At 61.0% G+C, this 20208-nt stretch carries 17 protein-coding genes; 11 read left to right on the plus strand and 6 right to left on the minus strand.

From position 1 onward, the window contains the following. Positions 1-33: 33 nt before the first annotated feature. From hisS to hisG, 3 genes are all read left to right on the plus strand, one after another. Positions 34-1575: a histidine--tRNA ligase gene (gene hisS / locus AKG12_RS01570; protein ID WP_052817329.1), complete on the plus strand. Its 1542-nt coding sequence runs from the start codon at positions 34-36 to the stop codon at positions 1573-1575. Positions 1576-1776: 201 nt separating this feature from the next. After that, positions 1777-2904 carry an ATP phosphoribosyltransferase regulatory subunit gene (locus AKG12_RS01575; protein ID WP_052817330.1) on the plus strand — a complete coding sequence of 376 codons (1128 nt, stop codon included), beginning with the start codon at positions 1777-1779 and terminating at the stop codon, positions 2902-2904. Next, positions 2901-3593, plus strand: a complete 693-nt coding sequence (gene hisG / locus AKG12_RS01580) for an ATP phosphoribosyltransferase (RefSeq protein WP_020812640.1) — start codon at positions 2901-2903, stop codon at positions 3591-3593. The genes AKG12_RS01575 and hisG overlap by 4 nt, the downstream gene beginning before the upstream one ends. Before the next feature lie 65 nt (positions 3594-3658). Here hisG and AKG12_RS01585 read toward each other — a convergent pair whose 3' ends face one another. Then, the gene (locus tag AKG12_RS01585) at positions 3659-4105 is read right to left on the minus strand and encodes a DoxX family protein (protein ID WP_052817331.1); all 447 of its coding nucleotides are present in this window, start codon (positions 4103-4105) and stop codon (positions 3659-3661) included. A 155-nt stretch (positions 4106-4260) separates the two neighbouring features. Then, the gene (locus AKG12_RS01590; protein WP_046800746.1) at positions 4261-4695 is read right to left on the minus strand and encodes a hypothetical protein; all 435 of its coding nucleotides are present in this window, start codon (positions 4693-4695) and stop codon (positions 4261-4263) included. Positions 4696-5264: 569 nt separating this feature from the next. On the opposite strand from AKG12_RS01590, the gene AKG12_RS30605 reads away from it, so the two are divergent. After that, complete coding sequence (locus AKG12_RS30605) at positions 5265-5669, plus strand: hypothetical protein (protein ID WP_052817332.1); 405 nt, start codon at positions 5265-5267, stop codon at positions 5667-5669. Between the two features lie 18 nt (positions 5670-5687). Here AKG12_RS30605 and groL read toward each other — a convergent pair whose 3' ends face one another. Both groL and groES read right to left on the minus strand, forming a co-directional pair. Beyond that, on the minus strand, positions 5688-7322 hold the full coding sequence (gene groL / locus AKG12_RS01600; protein WP_046800686.1) for a chaperonin GroEL: 1635 nt from the start codon (positions 7320-7322) through the stop codon (positions 5688-5690). A 74-nt stretch (positions 7323-7396) separates the two neighbouring features. Beyond that, positions 7397-7693 carry a co-chaperone GroES gene (gene groES / locus AKG12_RS01605; RefSeq protein WP_003522946.1) on the minus strand — a complete coding sequence of 99 codons (297 nt, stop codon included), beginning with the start codon at positions 7691-7693 and terminating at the stop codon, positions 7397-7399. A gap of 371 nt (positions 7694-8064) precedes the next feature. Here groES and AKG12_RS01610 point away from each other — a divergent pair, with 371 nt between their 5' ends. The 4 genes from AKG12_RS01610 (at position 8065) to AKG12_RS01625 (ending at position 13979) form a co-directional block, all read left to right on the plus strand. Next, a complete protein-coding gene (locus AKG12_RS01610; RefSeq protein WP_052817334.1) occupies positions 8065-8913 on the plus strand; it encodes a TIGR01459 family HAD-type hydrolase in 849 nt (282 codons plus the stop codon). A 42-nt stretch (positions 8914-8955) separates the two neighbouring features. After that, a complete protein-coding gene (locus AKG12_RS01615; protein ID WP_046800687.1) occupies positions 8956-9936 on the plus strand; it encodes a bifunctional riboflavin kinase/FAD synthetase in 981 nt (326 codons plus the stop codon). A 281-nt stretch (positions 9937-10217) separates the two neighbouring features. Continuing rightward, on the plus strand, positions 10218-13139 hold the full coding sequence (ileS, locus tag AKG12_RS01620; protein ID WP_052817336.1) for an isoleucine--tRNA ligase: 2922 nt from the start codon (positions 10218-10220) through the stop codon (positions 13137-13139). Between the two features lie 198 nt (positions 13140-13337). Beyond that, positions 13338-13979: a hypothetical protein gene (locus AKG12_RS01625; protein WP_046800748.1), complete on the plus strand. Its 642-nt coding sequence runs from the start codon at positions 13338-13340 to the stop codon at positions 13977-13979. A gap of 61 nt (positions 13980-14040) precedes the next feature. Here AKG12_RS01625 and AKG12_RS01630 read toward each other — a convergent pair whose 3' ends face one another. Continuing rightward, on the minus strand, positions 14041-14499 hold the full coding sequence (locus AKG12_RS01630) for a nucleoside deaminase (protein ID WP_052817339.1): 459 nt from the start codon (positions 14497-14499) through the stop codon (positions 14041-14043). 71 nt (positions 14500-14570) lie between these two features. On the opposite strand from AKG12_RS01630, the gene AKG12_RS01635 reads away from it, so the two are divergent. The 3 genes from AKG12_RS01635 to AKG12_RS01645 all read left to right on the plus strand — a co-directional run bounded on the left by AKG12_RS01635 (position 14571) and on the right by AKG12_RS01645 (position 18137). After that, a complete protein-coding gene (locus tag AKG12_RS01635) occupies positions 14571-16586 on the plus strand; it encodes a pseudouridine synthase (RefSeq protein WP_052817341.1) in 2016 nt (671 codons plus the stop codon). Then, positions 16567-17124 (plus strand): 16S rRNA (guanine(966)-N(2))-methyltransferase RsmD, encoded by a 558-nt coding sequence (gene rsmD, locus AKG12_RS01640; protein ID WP_046800691.1) that lies wholly within the window; start codon positions 16567-16569, stop codon positions 17122-17124. Before AKG12_RS01635 ends, rsmD begins: the two co-directional genes overlap by 20 nt. A gap of 86 nt (positions 17125-17210) precedes the next feature. Further along, the gene (locus AKG12_RS01645) at positions 17211-18137 is read left to right on the plus strand and encodes a patatin-like phospholipase family protein (protein WP_052817344.1); all 927 of its coding nucleotides are present in this window, start codon (positions 17211-17213) and stop codon (positions 18135-18137) included. Between the two features lie 207 nt (positions 18138-18344). Here AKG12_RS01645 and AKG12_RS01650 read toward each other — a convergent pair whose 3' ends face one another. Then, a complete protein-coding gene (locus AKG12_RS01650; protein WP_052817346.1) occupies positions 18345-20177 on the minus strand; it encodes a monovalent cation:proton antiporter-2 (CPA2) family protein in 1833 nt (610 codons plus the stop codon). Between the last annotated feature and the right edge of the window lie 31 nt (positions 20178-20208).

Below are 20208 nucleotides of genomic sequence, written 5' to 3' on the forward strand. Positions count from 1 at the left end.
GGCATAATTTCAGGAAAATATCGGATCGGCATCATGAGCGAAAAAGCAAAAAAGCCTCAGAAACTGAAAGCCCGCCTGCCGCGTGGCTTCGTGGACCGCTCGGCTGCCGATATCCATGCCACCAACGAGATGATCGACAAGATCCGCAAGGTATACGAGCTTTACGGTTTCGATCCGATCGAAACGCCGCAGTTCGAATATACCGATGCGCTCGGCAAGTTCCTGCCGGACAGCGACCGTCCGAACGAAGGCGTGTTTTCGCTTCAGGATGACGACGACCAGTGGATGAGCCTGCGCTACGATCTCACCGCGCCGCTCGCCCGTCATGTGGCGGAAAACTTCAATGAAATCCAGCTGCCATACCGCACCTATCGCGCCGGTTATGTGTTCCGCAATGAAAAGCCCGGCCCCGGCCGTTTCCGGCAGTTCATGCAGTTCGATGCCGATACGGTGGGCGCTGCCGGCGTGCAGGCGGATGCCGAAATGTGCATGATGATGGCCGATACGCTGGAAGCGCTCGGTATTGCGCGTGGCGACTATGTCATTCGCGTCAACAATCGCAAGGTGCTCGATGGCGTCATGGAAGCCATCGGTCTCGGCGGCGAGGAGAATGCCGGCCGCCGCCTCAACGTGCTGCGCGCCATCGACAAGCTCGACAAGTTCGGCCCGGAAGGCGTGAAGATGCTGCTCGGCCCCGGCCGCAAGGATGAGTCCGGTGATTTCACCAAGGGCGCTGGTCTTGGCGAGGAGCAGATTGAAAAGGTGCTGTTTTTCGTCGGCATCAAGGATTATGCGGCAAGTGCCGATGATCTCGCCAAACTGGTAGCGGGCACCTCGAAAGGCGAGGAAGGCGTTGATGAGCTGAACATCATCGGCGCTCTGGTCTCCAGTGCCGGCTACGATTCGACACGTATCAAGATCGACCCCTCGGTTGTTCGCGGTCTCGAATATTATACCGGCCCGGTCTATGAGGCCGAGCTGACCTTCGATGTCACCAATGAAAAGGGCGAAAAGGTCGTATTCGGCTCTGTCGGTGGCGGCGGGCGTTATGATGGCCTCGTTTCGCGCTTCATGGGCCAGCCGGTTCCGGCCACCGGCTTCTCCATCGGCGTCTCGCGCCTGATGACGGCACTGAAGAACCTCGGCAAGCTCGGTCAGATGAAGCCGCTTGCCCCCGTTCTCATCACCGTCATGGACGGTGATGTGCAAAGCATGGGCCGTTACCAGACATTCACGCAGGCGTTGCGCGCCGAGGGCATCCGCGCCGAAATGTATCAGGGTAACTGGAAGAAATTCGGCAATCAGCTGAAATATGCCGACCGCCTCGGCTCCCCCATCGCCATCATCCAGGGCGGTGACGAGCGTGTCGAAGGTGTGGTGCAGATCAAGGATCTGATCGAAGGCAAGCGCCTGTCCGGCGAGATCGAGGACAATGCCAGCTGGCGCGAGGCGCGTGTGGCGCAGGTCACCGTACTGGAAGCGGATCTGGTGGCGAAGGTTCGCGAGATTCTGGAGCACCAGGCAGAGGACGTTCGCCGCGCCGCCGAAGATACGCTGCAGGCGCAAGGAAAGTAACGTGGTGCGCGTCGCTTACCCCCCTCTGCCCTGCCGGGCATCTCCCCCACAAGGAGGGAGATCGATCTGCGGCGACGTTTCGGCCATCTCGATGCTTGAGAATAGAGCGGCGGTTATCCGCCTTGCTGATCTCCCCCCTTGTGGGGGAGATGCCCGGCAGGGCAGAGGGGGGTATCGCGCCGCCTGTACAGGAAATGTTCCATGCCCCTGATCGACATGCCGGAATTTTCCGGAGAGCTACTGGAAGAATTCGCCGCACGCCGCACGAGCCGTGTGAACACGCCGGTCATCCAGCCCGCCGAACCGTTTCTGGATATGGCCGGCGAGGATTTGCGCCGCCGTATCTTCATGACGGAAAGCGAAACGGGGACAAGCCTCTGCCTGCGCCCCGAATTCACCATTCCCGTCTGCCTTCGCCATATCGAAACGGCGACCGGCACGCCGAAGCGTTATTCCTATCTCGGCGAAGTGTTCCGCCAGCGCCGTGAGGGCGCGAACGAGTTTTATCAGGCCGGTATCGAGGACCTAGGCGATACCGATATCGCCGCCGCCGATGCCCGCGCTGTCATTGACGCCACCGGAATTTTGCAGCGCCTGCTGCCCGGCCGTTCGCTCGCCGTCACGCTGGGGGATCAGCAGGTGTTCGAAGCGGTGGTTGCCGCCCTCGGCCTGCCGCTTGGCTGGCAGAAGCGGCTGGTGCAGGCCTTCGGCGATATGGCGCAGCTCGAAGCGTTGTTGGAAAGCCTTGTGCATCCCAAGCCGATGACCGGGCTTGACGCCCGGGTCGCCGGTCTTCTGGCGACGGGCGATGAGGCGGTGCTGGTCGATTATCTCGATACGGTGATGCAGGAAACCGGCTATTCCACCAATGCCAGCCGCTCGCCGCAGGAAATCGCCCGCCGCCTGCGGGAAAAACTGGCGCTTGCCGCCACGCGCCTGCCGGATGAAAGCTTCGCGCTGCTCAAGCAGTTCCTGGCCCTGAAGGCGCCTTTGCCCCAGGCCTCGCAGGTTCTGGCGGATTTTGCCGCAAAGGCGAAGCTGAAACTGGATGGCGCGCTTTCGGCCTTCGACAAACGTGTCGCGGCGCTTGCCAATGCCGGTGTCGATCTCGAAACCGTCACCTATGGCGCGGCTTTCGGTCGCCCGCTCGATTATTATACCGGCCTTGTCTTCGAGGTGGTGGAAGCGGGCGGAGACAGCGTTCTGGCCGGTGGTGGCCGTTTCGACCGGTTGCTGACCCTGCTCGGCGCACAGGAAAAAATCCCGGCCGTGGGCTTCTCGCTCTGGCTGGATCGCATCGAAGCGGTGCGCGGGAGCGACAAGCCATGATCACCATCGCATTGCCCTCCAAGGGCCGGATGAAGGAAGACGCCTCCGCCGTTCTGGAGCGCGCCGGGCTGAAAGTCGCGGCTGTCGGCAATGACCGCTCCTATCGCGGCCGCATCGAAGGGCGTGACGATATCGAGATCGCCTATCTCTCGGCCTCCGAAATCGCCCGCGAGATCGGCGCTGGCACCGTGGATTTCGGCGTGACGGGAGAGGACCTCGTGCGCGAGGGACTGACCAATGCCGATGCGCAGGTGGAATTCTGCGCCCGCCTCGGTTTCGGCCACGCCGACGTCGTCGTCGCCGTGCCGGAAATCTGGCTGGATGTGGACAGTATGGCCGATCTCGGCGATGTTGCCTCGGAGTTCCGCGCCCGTCATGGCCGCAGGCTCGCCATCGCCACCAAATATTGGCGGCTGACACAGCAGTTCTTTTCGCGCCAGCACGGCATTCAGCTTTATCGCATCGTCGAAAGCCTTGGCGCGACCGAGGGTGCGCCGGCGGCAGGGCAGGCGGATATCATCGTCGATATCACCTCGACCGGCTCGACGCTGAAGGCCAACCACCTGAAAATCCTCTCCGACGGCATCATCGTCCGTTCGGAAGCCTGCTTCGTGCGTGCCCGCAAGCCGGAGCATGAAGGCGATGCGGCGGTTCAGGAAATCGCCTCGCGCATAAGGGCTGCGGTCTGACCACGTAAAATAAAAAAGCCGCCGGAGCGATCCGGCGGCTTTTTTTTCTGGTGGGCCTATTTGGCTTATGCGTGGGCCACAGCCGTGCCGCGCCTGGCGTCGGCGGAATAGGCGCCGGGGCCGAAGGCGGCTAGCAGGATGTATGCGCCGGCAAGGGTGATGTTCTTCACCATCATGATGCCGTTCAGCGTGTTGATCCAGCCAAGAGCCGGCTCAGGCCAGCCGGGAACGGCAACGGTGCCGCTGTGGAACACCAGACCGGTGAAGACGCAGAAGACGGCAAGCGCCCAGGCAGCGATTTTGGTCTGGAAACCAGCGAGAATGGCAAGACCGGCAACGAGTTCGAACAGGCCTGCGAGATAGGCAAGCGCGGTTGCGGCGGGCAGGCCGGCGCCCGTGATCATGCCGGCCGTGCCGGCCGGATCGACGAGCTTGCCGAAGCCCGACGAGATGAAGATGAAGGAAAGCAGAATGCGGGCGATGAGAACGAGAACGTTCTGGCTGCTGGACATGGATATCTCCGGTAGATGATCGGCGTTTCGCCGGTTAGCTGCAAGGCAATGTCTGGAAATATCAATGGCCGAAATTCATCCGCCAATAAAGATGAACAATAGGAGACAAATTGTCTTCATTTTGTGAACGAAGCTCCTTCAATTGACGTTGATGCTTAGGCGGCGAAGCGAATATCTTCGAAACGCGGAAACAGAAACAGCCCGGAAATATGACCCTGCTGGCCCTCGTCGAAACCGGAGGATTCACCCATGCAGATGACCGGTTGCCGCATTGCCGGCAAGATGGAGACGCCGGTCGAAAAACAGAAACGCGAGGCTGCGGTGGAGGCCTGTTCGAAGAGTTCCAGCACACGGGCATGGTCGCCGCGATCATAGCAGCGGATCAGGCTGAGCAGCCCGCATTCACCTGGCGGCAGGCCGTGCATGAAAGAGGCGTGTTCGCCAAGCCGAATGACCCCGCTCGAAAGATCGCTGTTCCATTCTTCCGAAATAAAGAAATGCGACAGGGTTCGCGGATCGGGCATGGTTGATGCAGCCATAGGCAGAGCATCGTTGCGTCTTGATATTTCGAACAAATCGCGCCCCCGCATGAACATCGTGCCAGCGCCGCTCTTTCAAGCTTCGCCGCCAGGTCGAATTTTCACCGCCATCCGCAGTCGGACGTATTTGCCAGGCATTGAAACCCCTTCAATGCTTGCGTCCAGTCGCGGCACCCTTATGGGGGGTGACTTATAGTTTATTTTCTTCCGCCTACAACAACCACTCAGTGAGAAAATCAAAAATATTATGTATTCCTTCATCGTAATCGCGAAATATATGAAAAAAGACAACTAAATGTCGCACTTATAAGCTTGATAAGGCGGAAATCCCGCCCGTCGGCAGTGGTGATTCGCCTGTCTTGATGTCCGATTATTGCATAGGTCATCGAAAACAAGCCGGCTAAATTTGCCGCTGTCTCAAAAAGAGACAATATCTTGAGCCTGTGCCCGGTTTCCCGCGCGAGAAGATGTCCTGCCATCTTGCATTGCAGTCTTTCCTGCGAAATTTCAACAGAAGAGAGCGATCCGAAGACCGCCCTTTCTTAATTCCGGTGACAGGAGTGATTGGAAGTCCATGCCGCCCGTCCGGCGCGCTTGTGACGCCGGACCAGCAAAAAGGCATGGGCGGCAACGAAAAAGGGCGATCCGAAGACCGCCCTTTCTTAATTCCGGTGACAGGAGTGATTGGAAGTCCATGCCGCCCGTCCGGCGCGCTTGTGACGCCGGACCAGCAAAAAGGCATGGGCGGCAACGAAAAAGGGCGATCCGAAGACCGCCCTTTCTTAATTCCGGTGGCAGGACTGATTGGAAGTCCATGCCGCCCGTCCGGCGCGCTTGTGACGCCGGACCAGCAAAAAGGCATGGGCGGCAACGAAAAAGGGCGATCCGAAGACCGCCCTTTCTTAATTCCGGTGACAGGACTGATTGGAAGTCCATGCCGCCCGTCCGGCGCGCTTGTGACGCCGGACCAGAAAAAGGCATGGGCGGCAACGAAAAAGGGCGATCCGAAGACCGCCCTTTCTTAATTCCGGTGACAGGACTGATTAGAAGTCCATGCCGCCCATGCCGCCGCCCGGCATTGCCGGCATCGCAGCTTCCTTCTTCGGAAGTTCGGCGATCATGGCTTCGGTGGTGATCAGCAGGGAAGCAACCGAAGCTGCGTTCTGCAGAGCCGTGCGAACAACCTTGACCGGGTCGACGATGCCGAGCTGGATCAGGTCGCCATATTCGCCGGTCTGGGCGTTGTAGCCGTAGTTGTCTTCGTTCTTGTCGAGGATCTTGCCGACAACGATGGAAGCTTCGTCACCTGCGTTTTCTGCGATCTGGCGAACCAGAGCCTGCAGAGCCTTGCGCACGATGTTGATGCCGGCTTCCTGGTCGTCGTTCTCGCCCTTGGCGGAGATCTTCGTGGAAGAACGCAACAGGGCAACGCCGCCGCCCGGTACGATGCCTTCCTGAACGGCAGCGCGCGTCGCGTTGAGAGCGTCGTCGATGCGGTCCTTCTTTTCCTTCACTTCGACTTCCGTCGAACCGCCAACGCGGATAACGGCAACGCCGCCAGCGAGCTTTGCAAGACGTTCCTGCAGCTTCTCGCGGTCGTAGTCGGAAGTGGTTTCTTCGATCTGGGCCTTGATCTGGGCAACACGGCCTTCGATGTCGGACTTCTGGCCGGCGCCGTCAACGATCGTGGTGTTTTCCTTGGAGATCGAAACCTTCTTCGACTTGCCGAGCATGTCGAGGGTAACGTTTTCGAGCTTGATGCCGAGGTCTTCAGAAATAACGGTACCACCGGTCAGGATGGCGATGTCTTCCAGCATGGCCTTGCGGCGGTCGCCGAAGCCCGGAGCCTTGACGGCAGCGATCTTGAGGCCGCCACGCAGCTTGTTGACGACGAGCGTTGCAAGAGCTTCGCCTTCGACGTCTTCAGCGATGATGACGAGCGGCTTCCCGGTCTGAACGACAGCTTCGAGAACCGGCAGCATGGCCTGGAGGTTCGAAAGCTTCTTTTCGTGCAGGAGGATGTATGCGTCTTCGAGGTCCGCAACCATCTTTTCCGGGTTGGTCACGAAGTAGGGCGACAGGTAGCCGCGGTCGAACTGCATGCCTTCGACGACTTCGAGTTCGGTTTCAGCGGTCTTGGCTTCTTCGACGGTGATAACGCCTTCGTTGCCAACCTTCTGCATTGCTTCAGCAATGTCGAGGCCGATCTGACGCTCGCCGTTTGCAGAGATCGTGCCGACCTGTGCAACTTCTTCCGAAGTGTTGATCTTCTTGGCCTTGGCCTGAAGGTCCTTGACGACTTCTGCAACAGCAAGATCGATGCCGCGCTTCAGGTCCATCGGGTTCATGCCGGCAGCAACTGCCTTGGCGCCTTCGCGAACGATGGCCTGGGCCAGAACCGTTGCGGTGGTGGTGCCGTCACCGGCGATGTCGTTGGTCTTGGAGGCAACTTCGCGAACGAGCTGTGCGCCCATGTTCTCGAACTTGTCTTCCAGTTCGATTTCCTTGGCGACGGAAACGCCGTCCTTGGTGATGCGCGGAGCGCCGAAGGACTTGTCGATAACGACGTTACGACCCTTCGGGCCGAGGGTTACCTTCACTGCATCAGCAAGAACGTCGACGCCCTTGAGCATCTTTTCGCGCGCTGTGCGGCCGAATTTTACTTCTTTGGCTGCCATGTTCAAAACTCCTGGTTTCGAATGGCCGGAAACGGGTCCGGCTTGAAATTTAAGGAAGGACGGGTTCGGCTAAATCAGCCGATGATGCCCATGATGTCGGCTTCCTTCATGATCAGAAGGTCTTCGCCGTTGAGCTTGACTTCGGTGCCCGACCACTTGCCGAACAGAACGCGGTCGCCAGCCTTGACGTCGAGAGCGACGACCTTGCCGGACTCATCGCGTGCGCCGGAACCGACGGCGACGATTTCGCCTTCCTGCGGCTTTTCCTTGGCGGTATCGGGAATGATGATGCCGCCCTTGGTCTTGGCTTCGGATTCAACGCGACGAACGACGACGCGATCGTGAAGCGGGCGGAAATTGGTGCTTGTCATTGCCTAATCCCTCGATCAAATGACTTCACGAACCTTCAGAGGCTCGCGTGATGGGTGTTAGCACTCTTCTTGTTTGAGTGCCAGCGAAGCCGAGATAAGGAGGCCTTCTGCCTGAGTCAAGAACGGCCTGTCGGAAAAATTTCATGGCTTATGGTTATCAGCGTTCCATGACAGAAATTTCCCATGCGCTGACCGACGGGTGAAAACCAACCCTTTTGGCAACTCCTCATCGTTTCGGGCCTAGCGGGGTTTTATGTCCGCACAGTGGCGGGTGGATCGCAGGCAGGCTCGGCGCCGCTTTTTTCCTTGCCATCGGCGTTACGCTTTGCGATGTCACGCACACCCTTTTCTCGCATCCGGAAAGCATTCTCATGGCCCATCGCATTCTCACCCTCGGCGAAATCACTGATGGGTTCGACGTTATTCTCTCGGATGTCTGGGGCGTGCTGCACAACGGGGTCAACGCCTTCCCTGATGCAGCGGTTGCGCTGCAGGAAGCGCGCAAGGCCGGCAAGACCGTGGTGCTTATCACCAACTCGCCGCGCCCCGCTCCCGGCGTCATCGACCAGCTTCGTGTTCTCGGCGTTCCGGACGAAGCCTATGACCGCATCATCACCTCTGGCGACGTCACCCGCGGGCTGATTGCAGAAGGCCCGAAAAAAGTATTCCTGCTCGGCCCGGAGCGCGACCTGCCGCTGCTGGAAGGCCTCGATGTCGAACGGGTCGGCGAGGCGGAGGCGCAATCCGTCGTCTGCACCGGCTTCTTCGATGACGAGACGGAAACGCCGGAGGATTATACCGAGATGCTCAAGGGCTTCATCGTCCGCAAGGCGCCGATGATCTGCGCCAACCCCGATCTGGTGGTGGAACGCGGCGAGCGCATCATTCCCTGCGCCGGCGCCATGGCCGCTTATTATGAGCAGTTGGGCGGCGAGGTCCGCATTGCCGGCAAGCCGCACATGCCGATCTATGAAGCCTGCCTTGCTGCGGCGAAAGACGTGCGCGGCGCATTCCCCAGGGATCGCGTGCTCGCCATCGGCGACGGCATGCCGACGGATGTGAAAGGCGCGATTGCGAGCGGCCTCAACCTTCTTTATATCAGCGGCGGCATTCACGCCGCCGAATATACGCTGAATGGCCAGACGGACGAGGCACTTCTCAACGCCTATCTCAAGGGGCAGGGCGCGGCTCCCGGCTGGTGGATGCCCCGCCTTGCCTAAGAACGTCTGGCTTAAGCCGGCGTAAAATATGGATCGACTGCCATGACCGTCTTTCATCGCAATGAAAAAAAGGAACCGCTGCCGGACAATCTTCGCGGCGGTGTCATCGCGATCGGCAATTTCGACGGCGTGCATCGCGGCCACCGCGCGGTGCTGGACCGGGCACTGGAGCTGGCGGAAGCCCGTGGCGTTCCCGCGCTGGTACTGACCTTCGAACCACACCCCCGTTCCGTCTTCCGCCCTGATACGCCGGTCTTCCGCCTCACGCCCGCGCCGTTGAAGGCGCGCATTCTCGAGGCCATCGGCTTCCGCTCCGTCATCGAATATCCTTTCGACCGGGAATTCTCGCAGCGCTCGGCGGAAGAATTCGTCCAGTCCATTCTGGTCGACTGGCTGGGCGCCAGCGCCGTCGTCACCGGTTTCGATTTCCATTTCGGCAAGGGCCGCGAAGGTGGTCCGGCATTTCTGATGGCCGCCGGCAAGCGCCACGATTTCGACGTGACGCTGGTGGACGCCTTCCGCGACGAAGGGGCTGATGTTGTGTCCTCCAGCCGTATCCGCTCGCTTCTGTGCGAGGGCGATGTGGCGGGGGCTGCCGGGCTGCTTGGCTATCGTTTCACCGTTGAAAGCGAAGTCATAGACGGCAAGAAGCTCGGCCGCACGCTGGGTTACCCCACCGCCAACATGGCGCTGGCACCCGAGACGGAACTGAAGGCGGGCATTTATGCCGTGCGGTTCCGCCGTCCCGATGGTTCGATCCGCGATGGCGTCGCAAGCTTCGGTTACCGCCCGACCGTCACGGAAAACGGCGCGGCACTGCTTGAAACATTCGTCTTCGATTTTTCGGGTGATCTCTACGGCGAAATCTGTTCGGTATCCTTCTTCGGGCATCTGCGCGACGAGCTGAAATTTGACGGTCTCGAACCGCTGGTGGCGCAGATCAGGCGCGACGAGGAAGAGGCAAGGGCGATGCTGTCGGGCGTGCGGCCGCTGAGCGAACTGGACGCCAAGATCGCCTTTTGAGCTGAAAGGGCCGACCGCCCCTTATTCCTGCCCCGATTGCTGTCGCTTTTCTCTTCCTTTTTACTGGAAAACCGCATAAACAATCCGCCATGTCCCAATACCGGTTGATGTTTAAAACTCAGATTGGCCGAATTATTGGCCCGGCTTTCCGCCCGCTCTGACGAGCCGGAAGGTCCGGGATTTTGGCGCTTGTCATGACATTTGTCATGGCGCTTTCCGTATTTGCCCTGTTTTTAAATTGAGACGGCGCGACCGACACGGCGCGCAACAACGGTACGATTATGAGCGACACCGCAGAAAAACTCGACTATTCCGCCACCCTCTATCTGCCGCAGACGGATTTTCCGATGCGCGCCGGCCTGCCGCAAAAAGAACCGGAAACGGTGAAGCGCTGGCAGGAGATGGGCCTTTACAAGCGCCTGCGCGCCTCCGCCGCCGGCCGCGAAAAATTCGTGCTGCATGACGGCCCGCCCTATGCCAACGGCAACATCCACATCGGCCACGCGCTGAACAAGATCCTGAAAGACGTCATCACCCGCTCGTTCCAGATGCGCGGTTACGACGCCAATTACGTGCCCGGCTGGGATTGCCATGGCCTGCCGATCGAATGGAAGATCGAGGAAGCCTATCGCGCCAAGGGCAAGAACAAGGACGAGGTTCCGGTCAACGAATTCCGCAAGGAATGCCGTGACTTCGCGGCCGGCTGGATCAAGGTTCAGTCGGAAGAGTTCAAGCGCCTCGGCATCGAGGGCGACTTCGAAAACCCCTATACGACGATGAACTTCCACGCCGAAGCGCGCATCGCCGGCGAGTTGCTGAAAATCGCCCGCACCGGCCAGCTTTATCGCGGCTCCAAGCCGATCATGTGGTCGGTCGTCGAGCGCACGGCGCTGGCGGAAGCCGAAGTCGAATATGCCGATGTCGAGAGCGACATGATCTGGGTGAAGTTCCCGGTGAAATTTGTACTGCGTGATGGTCCCACTATGACGGACCTGCTCGGTACCTCCGTCGTCATCTGGACGACGACGCCGTGGACCATCCCCGGCAACCGCGCCATCGCGTTCTCTTCGCGGGTCGAATACGGCCTGTTCGAAGTCGAAAGCGCGCAGAATGATTTCGGCCCGCAGCCGGGTGAAAAGCTGATCTTCGCCAAGAAGCTTGCCGATGAGGCCGCGGCCAAGGCGAAGCTGACCTTCAAGCTCGTTCGCGATGTCAAAACCGAAGAACTGGCCGCCATCACCTGTGCCCATCCTTTGGCGTCGCTCGGCTATGATTTCCCGGTTCCGCTTCTCGATGGCGACCACGTCACCGACGATGCCGGTACGGGTTTCGTGCACACCGCGCCAAGCCATGGGCGCGAGGACTTTGATGTCTGGACCGCGCATCAGCGCGAGCTGGAAGCGCGTGGCGTTTCGTCGGCCATCCCGTTCCCGGTTGGCGATGACGGTTTCTACACCGAAGACGCTCCCGGTTTCGGGCCATCTGCCGAAGGTGGTGCTGCCCGCGTCATGGACGATAACGGCAAGAAGGGCGATGCCAATGATCGTGTCATCAAGGCGCTGATCGCTGCCAATAACCTGTTTGCCCGTGGCCGTCTGAAGCACAGCTATCCGCATAGCTGGCGCTCCAAGAAGCCGGTCATCTTCCGCAACACGCCGCAATGGTTCGTCTATATGGACAAGGAACTGGGCGACGGCACGACGCTGCGTTCGCGCTCCTTGAGTGCCATCGACCAGACCCGCTTCGTTCCGGCCTCCGGGCAGAACCGCCTGCGCGCCATGATCGAAGGCCGGCCCGACTGGGTCCTGTCGCGCCAGCGCAGCTGGGGCGTGCCGATCGCCGTCTTCGCCGATGAGAAGGGCGAGGTTCTGGTCGATGAGGCCGTCAACGCCCGCATCCTCGAGGCTTTCGAGGCCGAAGGTGCTGACGCCTGGTTCGCCGAAGGCGCCAAACAGCGCTTCCTCGGCAATGACCACGACCACGACAAGTGGCTGCAGGTCATGGATATCCTCGACGTGTGGTTCGATAGCGGCTGCACCCATACCTTCACGCTGGAAGACCGCCCGGACATGAAGTGGCCGGCGGACGTCTATCTCGAAGGTTCCGACCAGCATCGCGGCTGGTTCCATTCGTCGCTGCTCGAAAGCTGCGCGACGCGCGGCCGTGCGCCTTACAACGCCGTTGTCACCCATGGTTTCACCATGGATGAGAAGGGCGAGAAGATGTCCAAGTCCAAGGGCAACGTGGTCTCGCCACAGGAAGTCATGAAGGACGCCGGTGCCGATATCCTGCGCCTGTGGGTCATGACCACCGATTATTGGGATGACCAACGCCTCGGCAAGGCCATCATCCAGACCAATGTCGATGCCTATCGCAAGCTGCGCAACACCATCCGCTGGATGCTCGGCACGCTCGCCCATTATAAGGGCGAGGAGATCGCCTATGACGATCTGCCCGAGCTGGAAAAGCTGGTGCTGCACCGTCTGGCCGATCTGGATAAGGTTGTGCGCGAAGGTTATGACGGTTTCGAGTTCAAGAAAATCGCCCGCGCGCTGGTGGATTTCTCGAATGTCGAGCTTTCCGCCTTCTATTTCGACATCCGCAAGGACACGCTTTATTGCGACGCGCCGTCGTCGCTGAAGCGCCGGGCATCGCTGTCGGTCATCGCGAAACTGTTCGACTGCCTCGTTTCGTGGCTGGCGCCGATGCTGCCCTTCACGACGGAAGAAGCGTGGCTGTCGCGTTATCCGGATGCGGAATCGGTGCATCTTGTCCAGTTCCCGGCAATCCCGGCGGAATGGAAGAACGATGCTCTTGAAGCCAAGTGGGACAAGATCCGCAAGGTCCGCACGGTCGTGACAGGTGCCCTGGAAGTCGAGCGCCGTGAAAAGCGCATCGGCTCCTCGCTTGAGGCGGCCCCCGTCGTGCACATCGCCGATGCCGATCTTCTGGCGGCGCTGAACGGGCAGGATTTCGCCGAAATCTGCATCACCTCGGCCATCTCGGTGGTGGGTGATGAAGGCCCGGCCGATGGCTTCCGTCTGCCGGAAGTGGCGAAGGTCGTGGTCGAACAGAAGCTGGCGGAAGGTGCAAAATGCGCCCGCTCCTGGCGCATCACCACCGATGTCGGCTCCGATCCGCAATATCCTGACGTATCGGCCCGCGATGCGGCGGCACTGCGCGAGCTTGCCACCCTGGCATGATTTCAAGCTGCGCATCGTTCCTTGCGAAACCGCTTCCGGTTTGGGGCCGATGCGCGAGGAAAATAACCGGATGAATTGCGCTTTGCCTCTTCATCCGGTACACCTGCCTGAAAATGGCCGGATTTGCACGGCAATGCGGGCTGCTGCCTGCCGAAAGACGATGTCTGGCAAAGTGGGACGGACGGCTGGAAGGGTTCAATGAATATGATGCAGGGTAATGCGCAGGGTTTGGGCATGTTTCGCACGGTTGTTGGCATCACCGCTATAGGCGTGTTGCTCGGCGCCTGCACCAGCCCGACCTATGGTACAGGCAAGACGGCGGCGGAACAGCTGGTCGACGATCTCGGCAACGCGACCTCGATCACCGGCGACCAGACCAAGCGCAACCTGAAATACGGCCCGCGCCCCGGCCTCGTCGTTCCGGCCCAGTCCCGCGCCGAACAGCTGGCCGCGCCGCAGCAGAACATGGCGAACCGCGAATCCAACCCGCAATGGGTCGAATCGCCGGAAGAAACCCGTGAACGCCTGCGCGACGAGGCGGATGCCAACAAGAACAACCCGCATTACCGCTCGCCGCTGCTTGCCGGCAACGGCACGGCTGGCCAGATGACCGAAAGCCAGAAGTGGGAAGCCTTCCGCAAGGCCAAGGCCGATGCCCAGGGCGGCTCTGTCGTCAACGCCCAGCGCCGGTTCCTCACCGACCCGCCGGCTGAATATCGCAGCGTTCCGCAGGATCAGCTGACCGATCTTGGCGAGCCGGAACAGAAGAAGGAAAAGCGCCGCAAGAAAGAAGCGGCCGTGGCAAACACCGGCAAGAGCTGGTGGAACCCTTTCCAGTAAGAACTGGCCAGTAAAAAACGGCTGATGGCTGGCGGGGAGTTTTGTCTTTCCCGCTCGCCGCTCAATCCTCGAGACGTTTGTCGCGAAAGAACTGCCGCAGAATGTCAGCACTTTCGCTTTCCGCCAGTCCCGAATAGACATCCGGCGCATGGTGGCATGTCGGCTGGCTGAAGAAGCGCACGCCACTCTCCACCGCGCCGCCCTTCGGGTCCTGCGCGCCGTAATAGAGACGGCGAATGCGAGCAAATGAGATCGCCGCCGCGCACATGGTGCAGGGCTCCAGCGTTACGTAGAGATCGGCACCGGGCAGGCGTTCCTGTCCCAGCGCCTCGCATGCCATGCGGATCACGGCGATTTCGGCGTGCGCCGTCACATCGTTCAATTCACGGGTGCGATTGCCGGAACTGGCAATGACCCGGCCGTCCAGAACCAGCACGGCGCCGATCGGAACCTCCTGCCGCTCAGCCGCGGCACGGGCTTCCGAAAGCGCCAGTTCCATGAAATGCGTCCTTTCGGCCATTGCGTTTCAATTTCCTCTTAACCCTTGTGCTTGGACCTGATAGGACAGCCCAAACAACAGGCAAACAGCAAATGACTTTTAAAGACAAGCCGAAGCGTGACGGCGGCAAGACATTTAGCCGCGACAACAAGCCGAAAGGCCCCGGCAAACCCGCCGCAGAGCGCGAAAAGAAACCGGTGGAAGCCAAGGCGGCGCCGGCACAGGAAGCCGTCATCGGGACCAAGCCCGAGCGTATTTCCAAGATCATGGCGCGCGCTGGCGTCGCTTCGCGCCGCGATGTCGAGCGCATGATCATGGAAGGCCGGGTCTCCCTGAACGGCGTCAAGCTGGATAGCCCGGTGGTCAACGCCACGCTTTCCGACAAGATCGAAGTGGACGGCATGCCGATTCGCGGCGCCGAGCGCACGCGCCTGTGGCTTTACCACAAGCCCGCCGGCCTGGTGACGACCAACTCCGACCCGGAAGGTCGCCCGACTGTTTTCGACAATCTGCCGGGTGAATTGCCGCGTGTGCTCTCCATCGGCCGTCTCGATATCAACACCGAAGGCCTGCTGCTGCTGACCAATGACGGCGGCCTTTCCCGGGTGCTGGAACTGCCGACCACCGGCTGGCTGCGCCGTTACCGCGTGCGCGCCCATGGTGAGGTCGATCAGGCCGCACTCGACAAGCTGAAGGAGGGCATCGCCGTCGACGGTGTGCTTTACGGCGCGATCGACGCGACGCTCGACCGTACCCAGGGCCACAATGTCTGGATCACCATGGGTCTGCGCGAAGGCAAGAATCGCGAAATCAAGAACGTGCTCGGCGCGCTTGGTCTCGAGGTCAACCGCCTGATCCGTATCTCCTATGGTCCGTTCCAGCTTGGCGATCTGCCCGAGGGCAAGGTGCTTGAAGTGCGCGGCCGCATGCTGCGCGATCAGCTTGGCCCGCGCCTGATCGAAGAGGCCGGCGCCAATTTCGACGCGCCGATCTACAATACATCCGTCGATGACGAGGACGAAGCGCCAGCCAAGCGCGCCAAGTCCGAATGGGCAAAGAGCGACGCGCCGGAAGGCAGGCCACGTTTCGACAAGGCAGCCGGAAAGCCGGAAGACCGCCGCGAAAAGGCGCTCGGACGTCTGGACACCAAACGTGGCGACAAGCCTGCCGGCAAGTTTGGCGCAAAGCCCGCCGGGAAATTCGGTGGCAAGGGCCGCAGCGAGGATGATGGCGAAGAGCGCCGCAGCCCCCGCCAGCCGGCGGGCACGAACCGGACGGCCAATGTCTGGATGGCGCCCGGCGCAAAGCCAACGCGTGACGGCAAGGAGCGCAAGTCGTCCGCCCGCGCTGAGGCCGAAAACCTGTTCAAGAAGCCTTCCGCTCAGGAAGAGGCGCGCCGCAGCGTCGTGCGCCATGCCGATGAAGAGGGTGAATGGATCCGCTCTGAACCCGCCCGCGAGGATGATCGTGGCCACGGCCGCGGCGAGCGCCCGGCGCGCGGTGAAAAGAGCTTTGGCGATCGCGGTGGACGCGGCGGCAAATCTTTTGGCGACCGGCCCTCTGGCGGCAAATCCTTTGGCGACAGGCCTTTCAGGGATCGCCCCCGCGAAGACGGCGACCGCCCGCGTGGCGAGCGCCCGGCACGCAGCGGCGCAAAGAGCTTCGGTGATCGTCCCGCGCGCGGCGACAAACCCTTCGGTGACCGTCCGTTCAGGGACCGGCCTCGCGAAGATGGTGATCGCCCGCGCAGCGACCGTCCGCGTGGCGAGAAGAGTTTTGGCGATCGTACCGCGCGTGGTGAAAAGCCATTCAGCGAACGTCCGTTCCGTGACAAGCCCCGCGAAGAGGGGGATCGTCCACGCGGCGAGCGGCCTTTCGGCGACAAACCGCGTGGCGGCAAGCCGGCCGGAAAGCCGGGCGGCAGGCCCGCATCAGGCAAGCCGTCCTTTGGCAAATCGGGCGAGCGTGGCGAACGTTCGGGTTTTTCGGGTAAAGGTAAAGGCCCCGGTGGCAATAGCCCCGGCGGCGGCAAGCCGGGTGGCAAAGGCCCGGGTGGCAAACCTTCTGGTGGCAGGGGAATGACACGTAATGCGGATCGTAGGCGGTGAGTTCCGCGGCCGGAATCTGGCCGCGCCGAAAACAAATTCCATTCGTCCGACCATCGACAGGACGCGGGAAAGCCTCTTCAACATTCTGAGCCATGCCTATCCGGAAAGTCTTGACGGTACGCGCGTTCTGGATGTTTTCGCCGGAACCGGGGCGGTGGGGCTGGAAGCTCTGTCGCGCGGCTGTCGTGTGGCGCTCTTCGTCGAAAATGGCGTCGAGGGCAGGGGGCTGCTCTGGGAAAATATCGATGCGCTGGGGCTGCACGGCCGTGCCCGCATCCTGCGGCGTGACGCCACCAAGCTGGGCGGCGTCAACAATATCGAGCCCTTCGATCTTCTCTTCGCCGATCCGCCCTATGGGCAGGGCCATGGCGAGAAGGCTTTTGCCGCAGCCCATGGCGGCGGCTGGCTGACGCCCGGCGCGCTTGCCATTCTGGAGGAGCGCGGCGATGTTGCGGTAACCGTCGATGCGGCGTTCAAACCGCTCGAAAGCCGTATCTTCGGCGACACGAAAATGCATTTCTACCGCTATGAGCCCTGACGGGAACACCTTCCCGTCACGCCACGGTCTTGTCTTGTTTGCGCAATAGGCAGGATTTTTTCTGCGGAAAGAATTTGGGTATTCGCATGGACCAGGGTGTAAACGAGAGTTTCACGATCGTGCGTGCCGGGGAAGATGTCCTCGAAGGCGACGGCGCGGGCGGCCATGAGCCGACATTCGGACTGGCGCTCGGCGGTGGTGGCGCGCGCGGCATCTGCCACATCAACGTCGTCGAGGCCTTCGACGAACTCGGCATTCGGCCGGTGGCGTTGTCCGGCTCCTCCATCGGCTCCATAATCGGCGCGGGCATGGCGGCCGGCATGAGCGGCCGGGAAATCCGCGAATACACTCTTGAGCTCATGGGACGGAAGGGCTCGGTGGCAAACCGGCTCTGGAGCCTTGGGCCCGCATCCATGCGCCATGCGGTCGATGGTTTTCGCCTCGGGCAGTTCAATCTCGAACTCATCCTGCACGCCCTGATGCCGCAGGCGCTGCCGAAGGATTTTTCGGAGCTTGCGATCCCGCTGAAGGTAATAACGACAGATTATTACGCTCAGACCGAAGTGGTGGTGGAAAGCGGCGAGATCATTCAGGCGCTGGCGGCGTCCGCTGCCATTCCGGCGCTGTTCATGCCGGTGCGTATCGATGGCCGCATCATGATCGATGGCGGCATTTTTAATCCCGTTCCTTACGAACATCTGCTGGATCATGCCGATATCGTCATCGGCGTCGATGTGGTCGGCGGCCCGGAAGGTGACGGCACCACCATGCCTAACCGTCTGGACAGCCTGTTCGGCGCCAGCCAGCTGATGATGCAGGCGGCGATTGCCCTGAAACTCAGATTACGCCCGCCACACATCTTCCTGCGTCCGCCGGTGCACCGTTTCGGCGTGCTGGATTTCCTCAAATCCGAGGAGGTTCTGAATGCCTCCGCCAGCATCAAGGACGATCTGAAACGGCAAATAGAGATGCAGGTGGAGCTGTTTCATCGCGGGCAGGGCGTGGAGGCCTGAGCGCTACCCCTGAGTATTCGCCAGAAACGAGCGGGTGCCACTGATTTCTTCTCCCCGAGGGGGAGAAGGTGGCCCGAAGGGTCGGATGAGGGGGCAACGGCCCCGCATCTCACGACCTTTGCCCCCTCATCCCGCTGCCGCGGACTTCTCCCCGGCGGGGAGAAGAAACAAGCGGCGCTCTCCTGGTTCGAACGCGCGCCTTGCCGCCTATAGCGAAACTTCCGTCTCACTGTCCTCCATATCCTCTTCTTCCTCCTCCCGCTTCTCCGCCTTGTTCTTCGGCTTCATCAGCGGCTCCGGTTTCACCTCGCGCACCGGCTTGTTGTGCAGCATCTGCCGGCCGGCGGCGAGGCCTTCCACGGCCTGCAGCTGGAGCCGCTCCTCGTCACGTTCGCGAATATCGTCGGAGATCGCCAGCGCCCGCTCGCCATCCATATCCAGCCCCTCCAGAATGCGCCGGCCGAATAGCAGGCCGGATTCCAGCGTCTCGCGCAGTTCGTATTCCACGCCCTTTTTCCTGAGATCGAGGGAATGCACGCGATCATAAGAGCGGGCATAGATGCGCACGCTTGGAAATTCCGACTGGATCATGTCGATGATGCGGTCGGTGACTTCCTTTTTATGGGTGCAGACCGCCACCAGATCGGCCCGTTTGATGCCGGCGGCGATCAGCACATCCTTGCGGGTGCCGTCGCCGAAAAAGATGCGGAAACCGAAACGTGCGGCCTGACGCACGCGATCGGCGGAACTGTCGATGACGGTGACGTCACGTCCGCCTGCGAGAAGGATCTGTGAGGCGATCTGGCCGAAGCGCGAAAAGCCGATCATCAGCACATCCGCGCCAGCCCCGTCGAAATCTTCGTCCAGCGTGTCTTCGGCGGCATCCTCCGCCGTCAACCGGCGCGATATCACCGCCAGAAGCGGCGTCAGCGCCATGGAAAGCGTGACGACGGCGACGAGGATCGAGGCGGTCGCCTGTGGAAACAGCCCGGAGGCGGCTGCCGTGGTGAAGAGCACGAAACCGAATTCACCGCCCTGCGCCAGAAGGAGTGCGATACGGCTCGACGCATATCGTGACGAGCCGGCAATGCGGCAAAGGCTGTAGATCAGTGCGGCCTTGACCGCCATCATTGCCGGCACGGCGATCAGGATGAGGAGGATGTGCTCATAGACGATTTTGACATGCAGCGACATGCCGACAGCCATGAAGAACAGCGCCAGTAACAGCCCGCGAAACGGTTCGATGTCGGCTTCCAGCTCATGCCGGTAGGAAGATTCCGACAGCATCAGTCCCGCCAGCAGCGCCCCCATGCCCATGGAAAGCCCGACAGCCTCCATGATGGCGGCAGCGCCGATGACGACGAAGAGTGCCGCCGCGATCATGACTTCGCGTGCACCCGTGCGGGCGATGATCTGGAACATCGGGGTCAGCAGGAAGCGTCCGGCCAGCACCATGCCCGCCACCGCAACGACCGAGGCGACGAGGTCGTAGACCATCGAATCCGACGCCACATCCGGCCGGTTGGAAAGAATGGTGACGAGCGCAAGAAGCGGTACGATGGCGAGATCCTGAAACAGCAGGATCGAAAAGGAGCGGTTGCCGTGCCGCGTGTTCATGTCGCCGTCGTCTTCAAGAATTTGCAGCGCAAAGGCAGTGGAGGAAAGCGCAAGGCCGAAACCGGCGACAAGGCTGCCGCGCGCGTCGATCAGCCCCGCCCACCAGGCAATCGCGGCGAGCACGCTGCCGGTCACCAGCACCTGCGCCAGCCCGAGACCTAGAATATCGCGGCGCATCTGCCAGATGCGCGAAGGCTTGAGTTCCAGACCGATGATGAAGAGCAGGAAAACCACGCCCAGTTCCGAGACATTGAAAATGTCCTTCGCATCCGTGACGAGATGCAGGAACGGCCCGATGATGATACCGGCGACCAGATAACCGAGCACGGTGCCAAGCCCGAGCTTGCGGAAAACCGAGGCCGCGACGACCGCTCCGGCCAGAAGCAGCAAGGGTTCGGAAAAGAGAGCGTCGTGCTCGGTCATGCGGGCGGACTTTCGAATATGGTGGCGACAG

The sequence above is a fragment of the Agrobacterium sp. SUL3 genome, assembly GCF_001263295.1.
GTDB classification, from domain to species: domain Bacteria; phylum Pseudomonadota; class Alphaproteobacteria; order Rhizobiales; family Rhizobiaceae; genus Agrobacterium; species Agrobacterium tomkonis.

Coding starts and splice junctions, on each gene's coding strand:
- hisS (WP_052817329.1), top strand. CDS start 34: ATGAGCGAAAAAGCAAAAAAGCCTCAGAAACTGAAAGCCCGCCTGCCG.
- AKG12_RS01575 (WP_052817330.1), top strand. CDS start 1,777: ATGCCCCTGATCGACATGCCGGAATTTTCCGGAGAGCTACTGGAAGAA.
- hisG (WP_020812640.1), top strand. CDS start 2,901: ATGATCACCATCGCATTGCCCTCCAAGGGCCGGATGAAGGAAGACGCC.
- AKG12_RS01585 (WP_052817331.1), bottom strand. CDS start 4,105: ATGTCCAGCAGCCAGAACGTTCTCGTTCTCATCGCCCGCATTCTGCTT.
- AKG12_RS01590 (WP_046800746.1), bottom strand. CDS start 4,695: ATGCGGGGGCGCGATTTGTTCGAAATATCAAGACGCAACGATGCTCTG.
- AKG12_RS30605 (WP_052817332.1), top strand. CDS start 5,265: ATGGGCGGCAACGAAAAAGGGCGATCCGAAGACCGCCCTTTCTTAATT.
- groL (WP_046800686.1), bottom strand. CDS start 7,322: ATGGCAGCCAAAGAAGTAAAATTCGGCCGCACAGCGCGCGAAAAGATG.
- groES (WP_003522946.1), bottom strand. CDS start 7,693: ATGACAAGCACCAATTTCCGCCCGCTTCACGATCGCGTCGTCGTTCGT.
- AKG12_RS01610 (WP_052817334.1), top strand. CDS start 8,065: ATGGCCCATCGCATTCTCACCCTCGGCGAAATCACTGATGGGTTCGAC.
- AKG12_RS01615 (WP_046800687.1), top strand. CDS start 8,956: ATGACCGTCTTTCATCGCAATGAAAAAAAGGAACCGCTGCCGGACAAT.
- ileS (WP_052817336.1), top strand. CDS start 10,218: ATGAGCGACACCGCAGAAAAACTCGACTATTCCGCCACCCTCTATCTG.
- AKG12_RS01625 (WP_046800748.1), top strand. CDS start 13,338: ATGAATATGATGCAGGGTAATGCGCAGGGTTTGGGCATGTTTCGCACG.
- AKG12_RS01630 (WP_052817339.1), bottom strand. CDS start 14,499: ATGGCCGAAAGGACGCATTTCATGGAACTGGCGCTTTCGGAAGCCCGT.
- AKG12_RS01635 (WP_052817341.1), top strand. CDS start 14,571: ATGACTTTTAAAGACAAGCCGAAGCGTGACGGCGGCAAGACATTTAGC.
- rsmD (WP_046800691.1), top strand. CDS start 16,567: ATGCGGATCGTAGGCGGTGAGTTCCGCGGCCGGAATCTGGCCGCGCCG.
- AKG12_RS01645 (WP_052817344.1), top strand. CDS start 17,211: ATGGACCAGGGTGTAAACGAGAGTTTCACGATCGTGCGTGCCGGGGAA.
- AKG12_RS01650 (WP_052817346.1), bottom strand. CDS start 20,177: ATGACCGAGCACGACGCTCTCTTTTCCGAACCCTTGCTGCTTCTGGCC.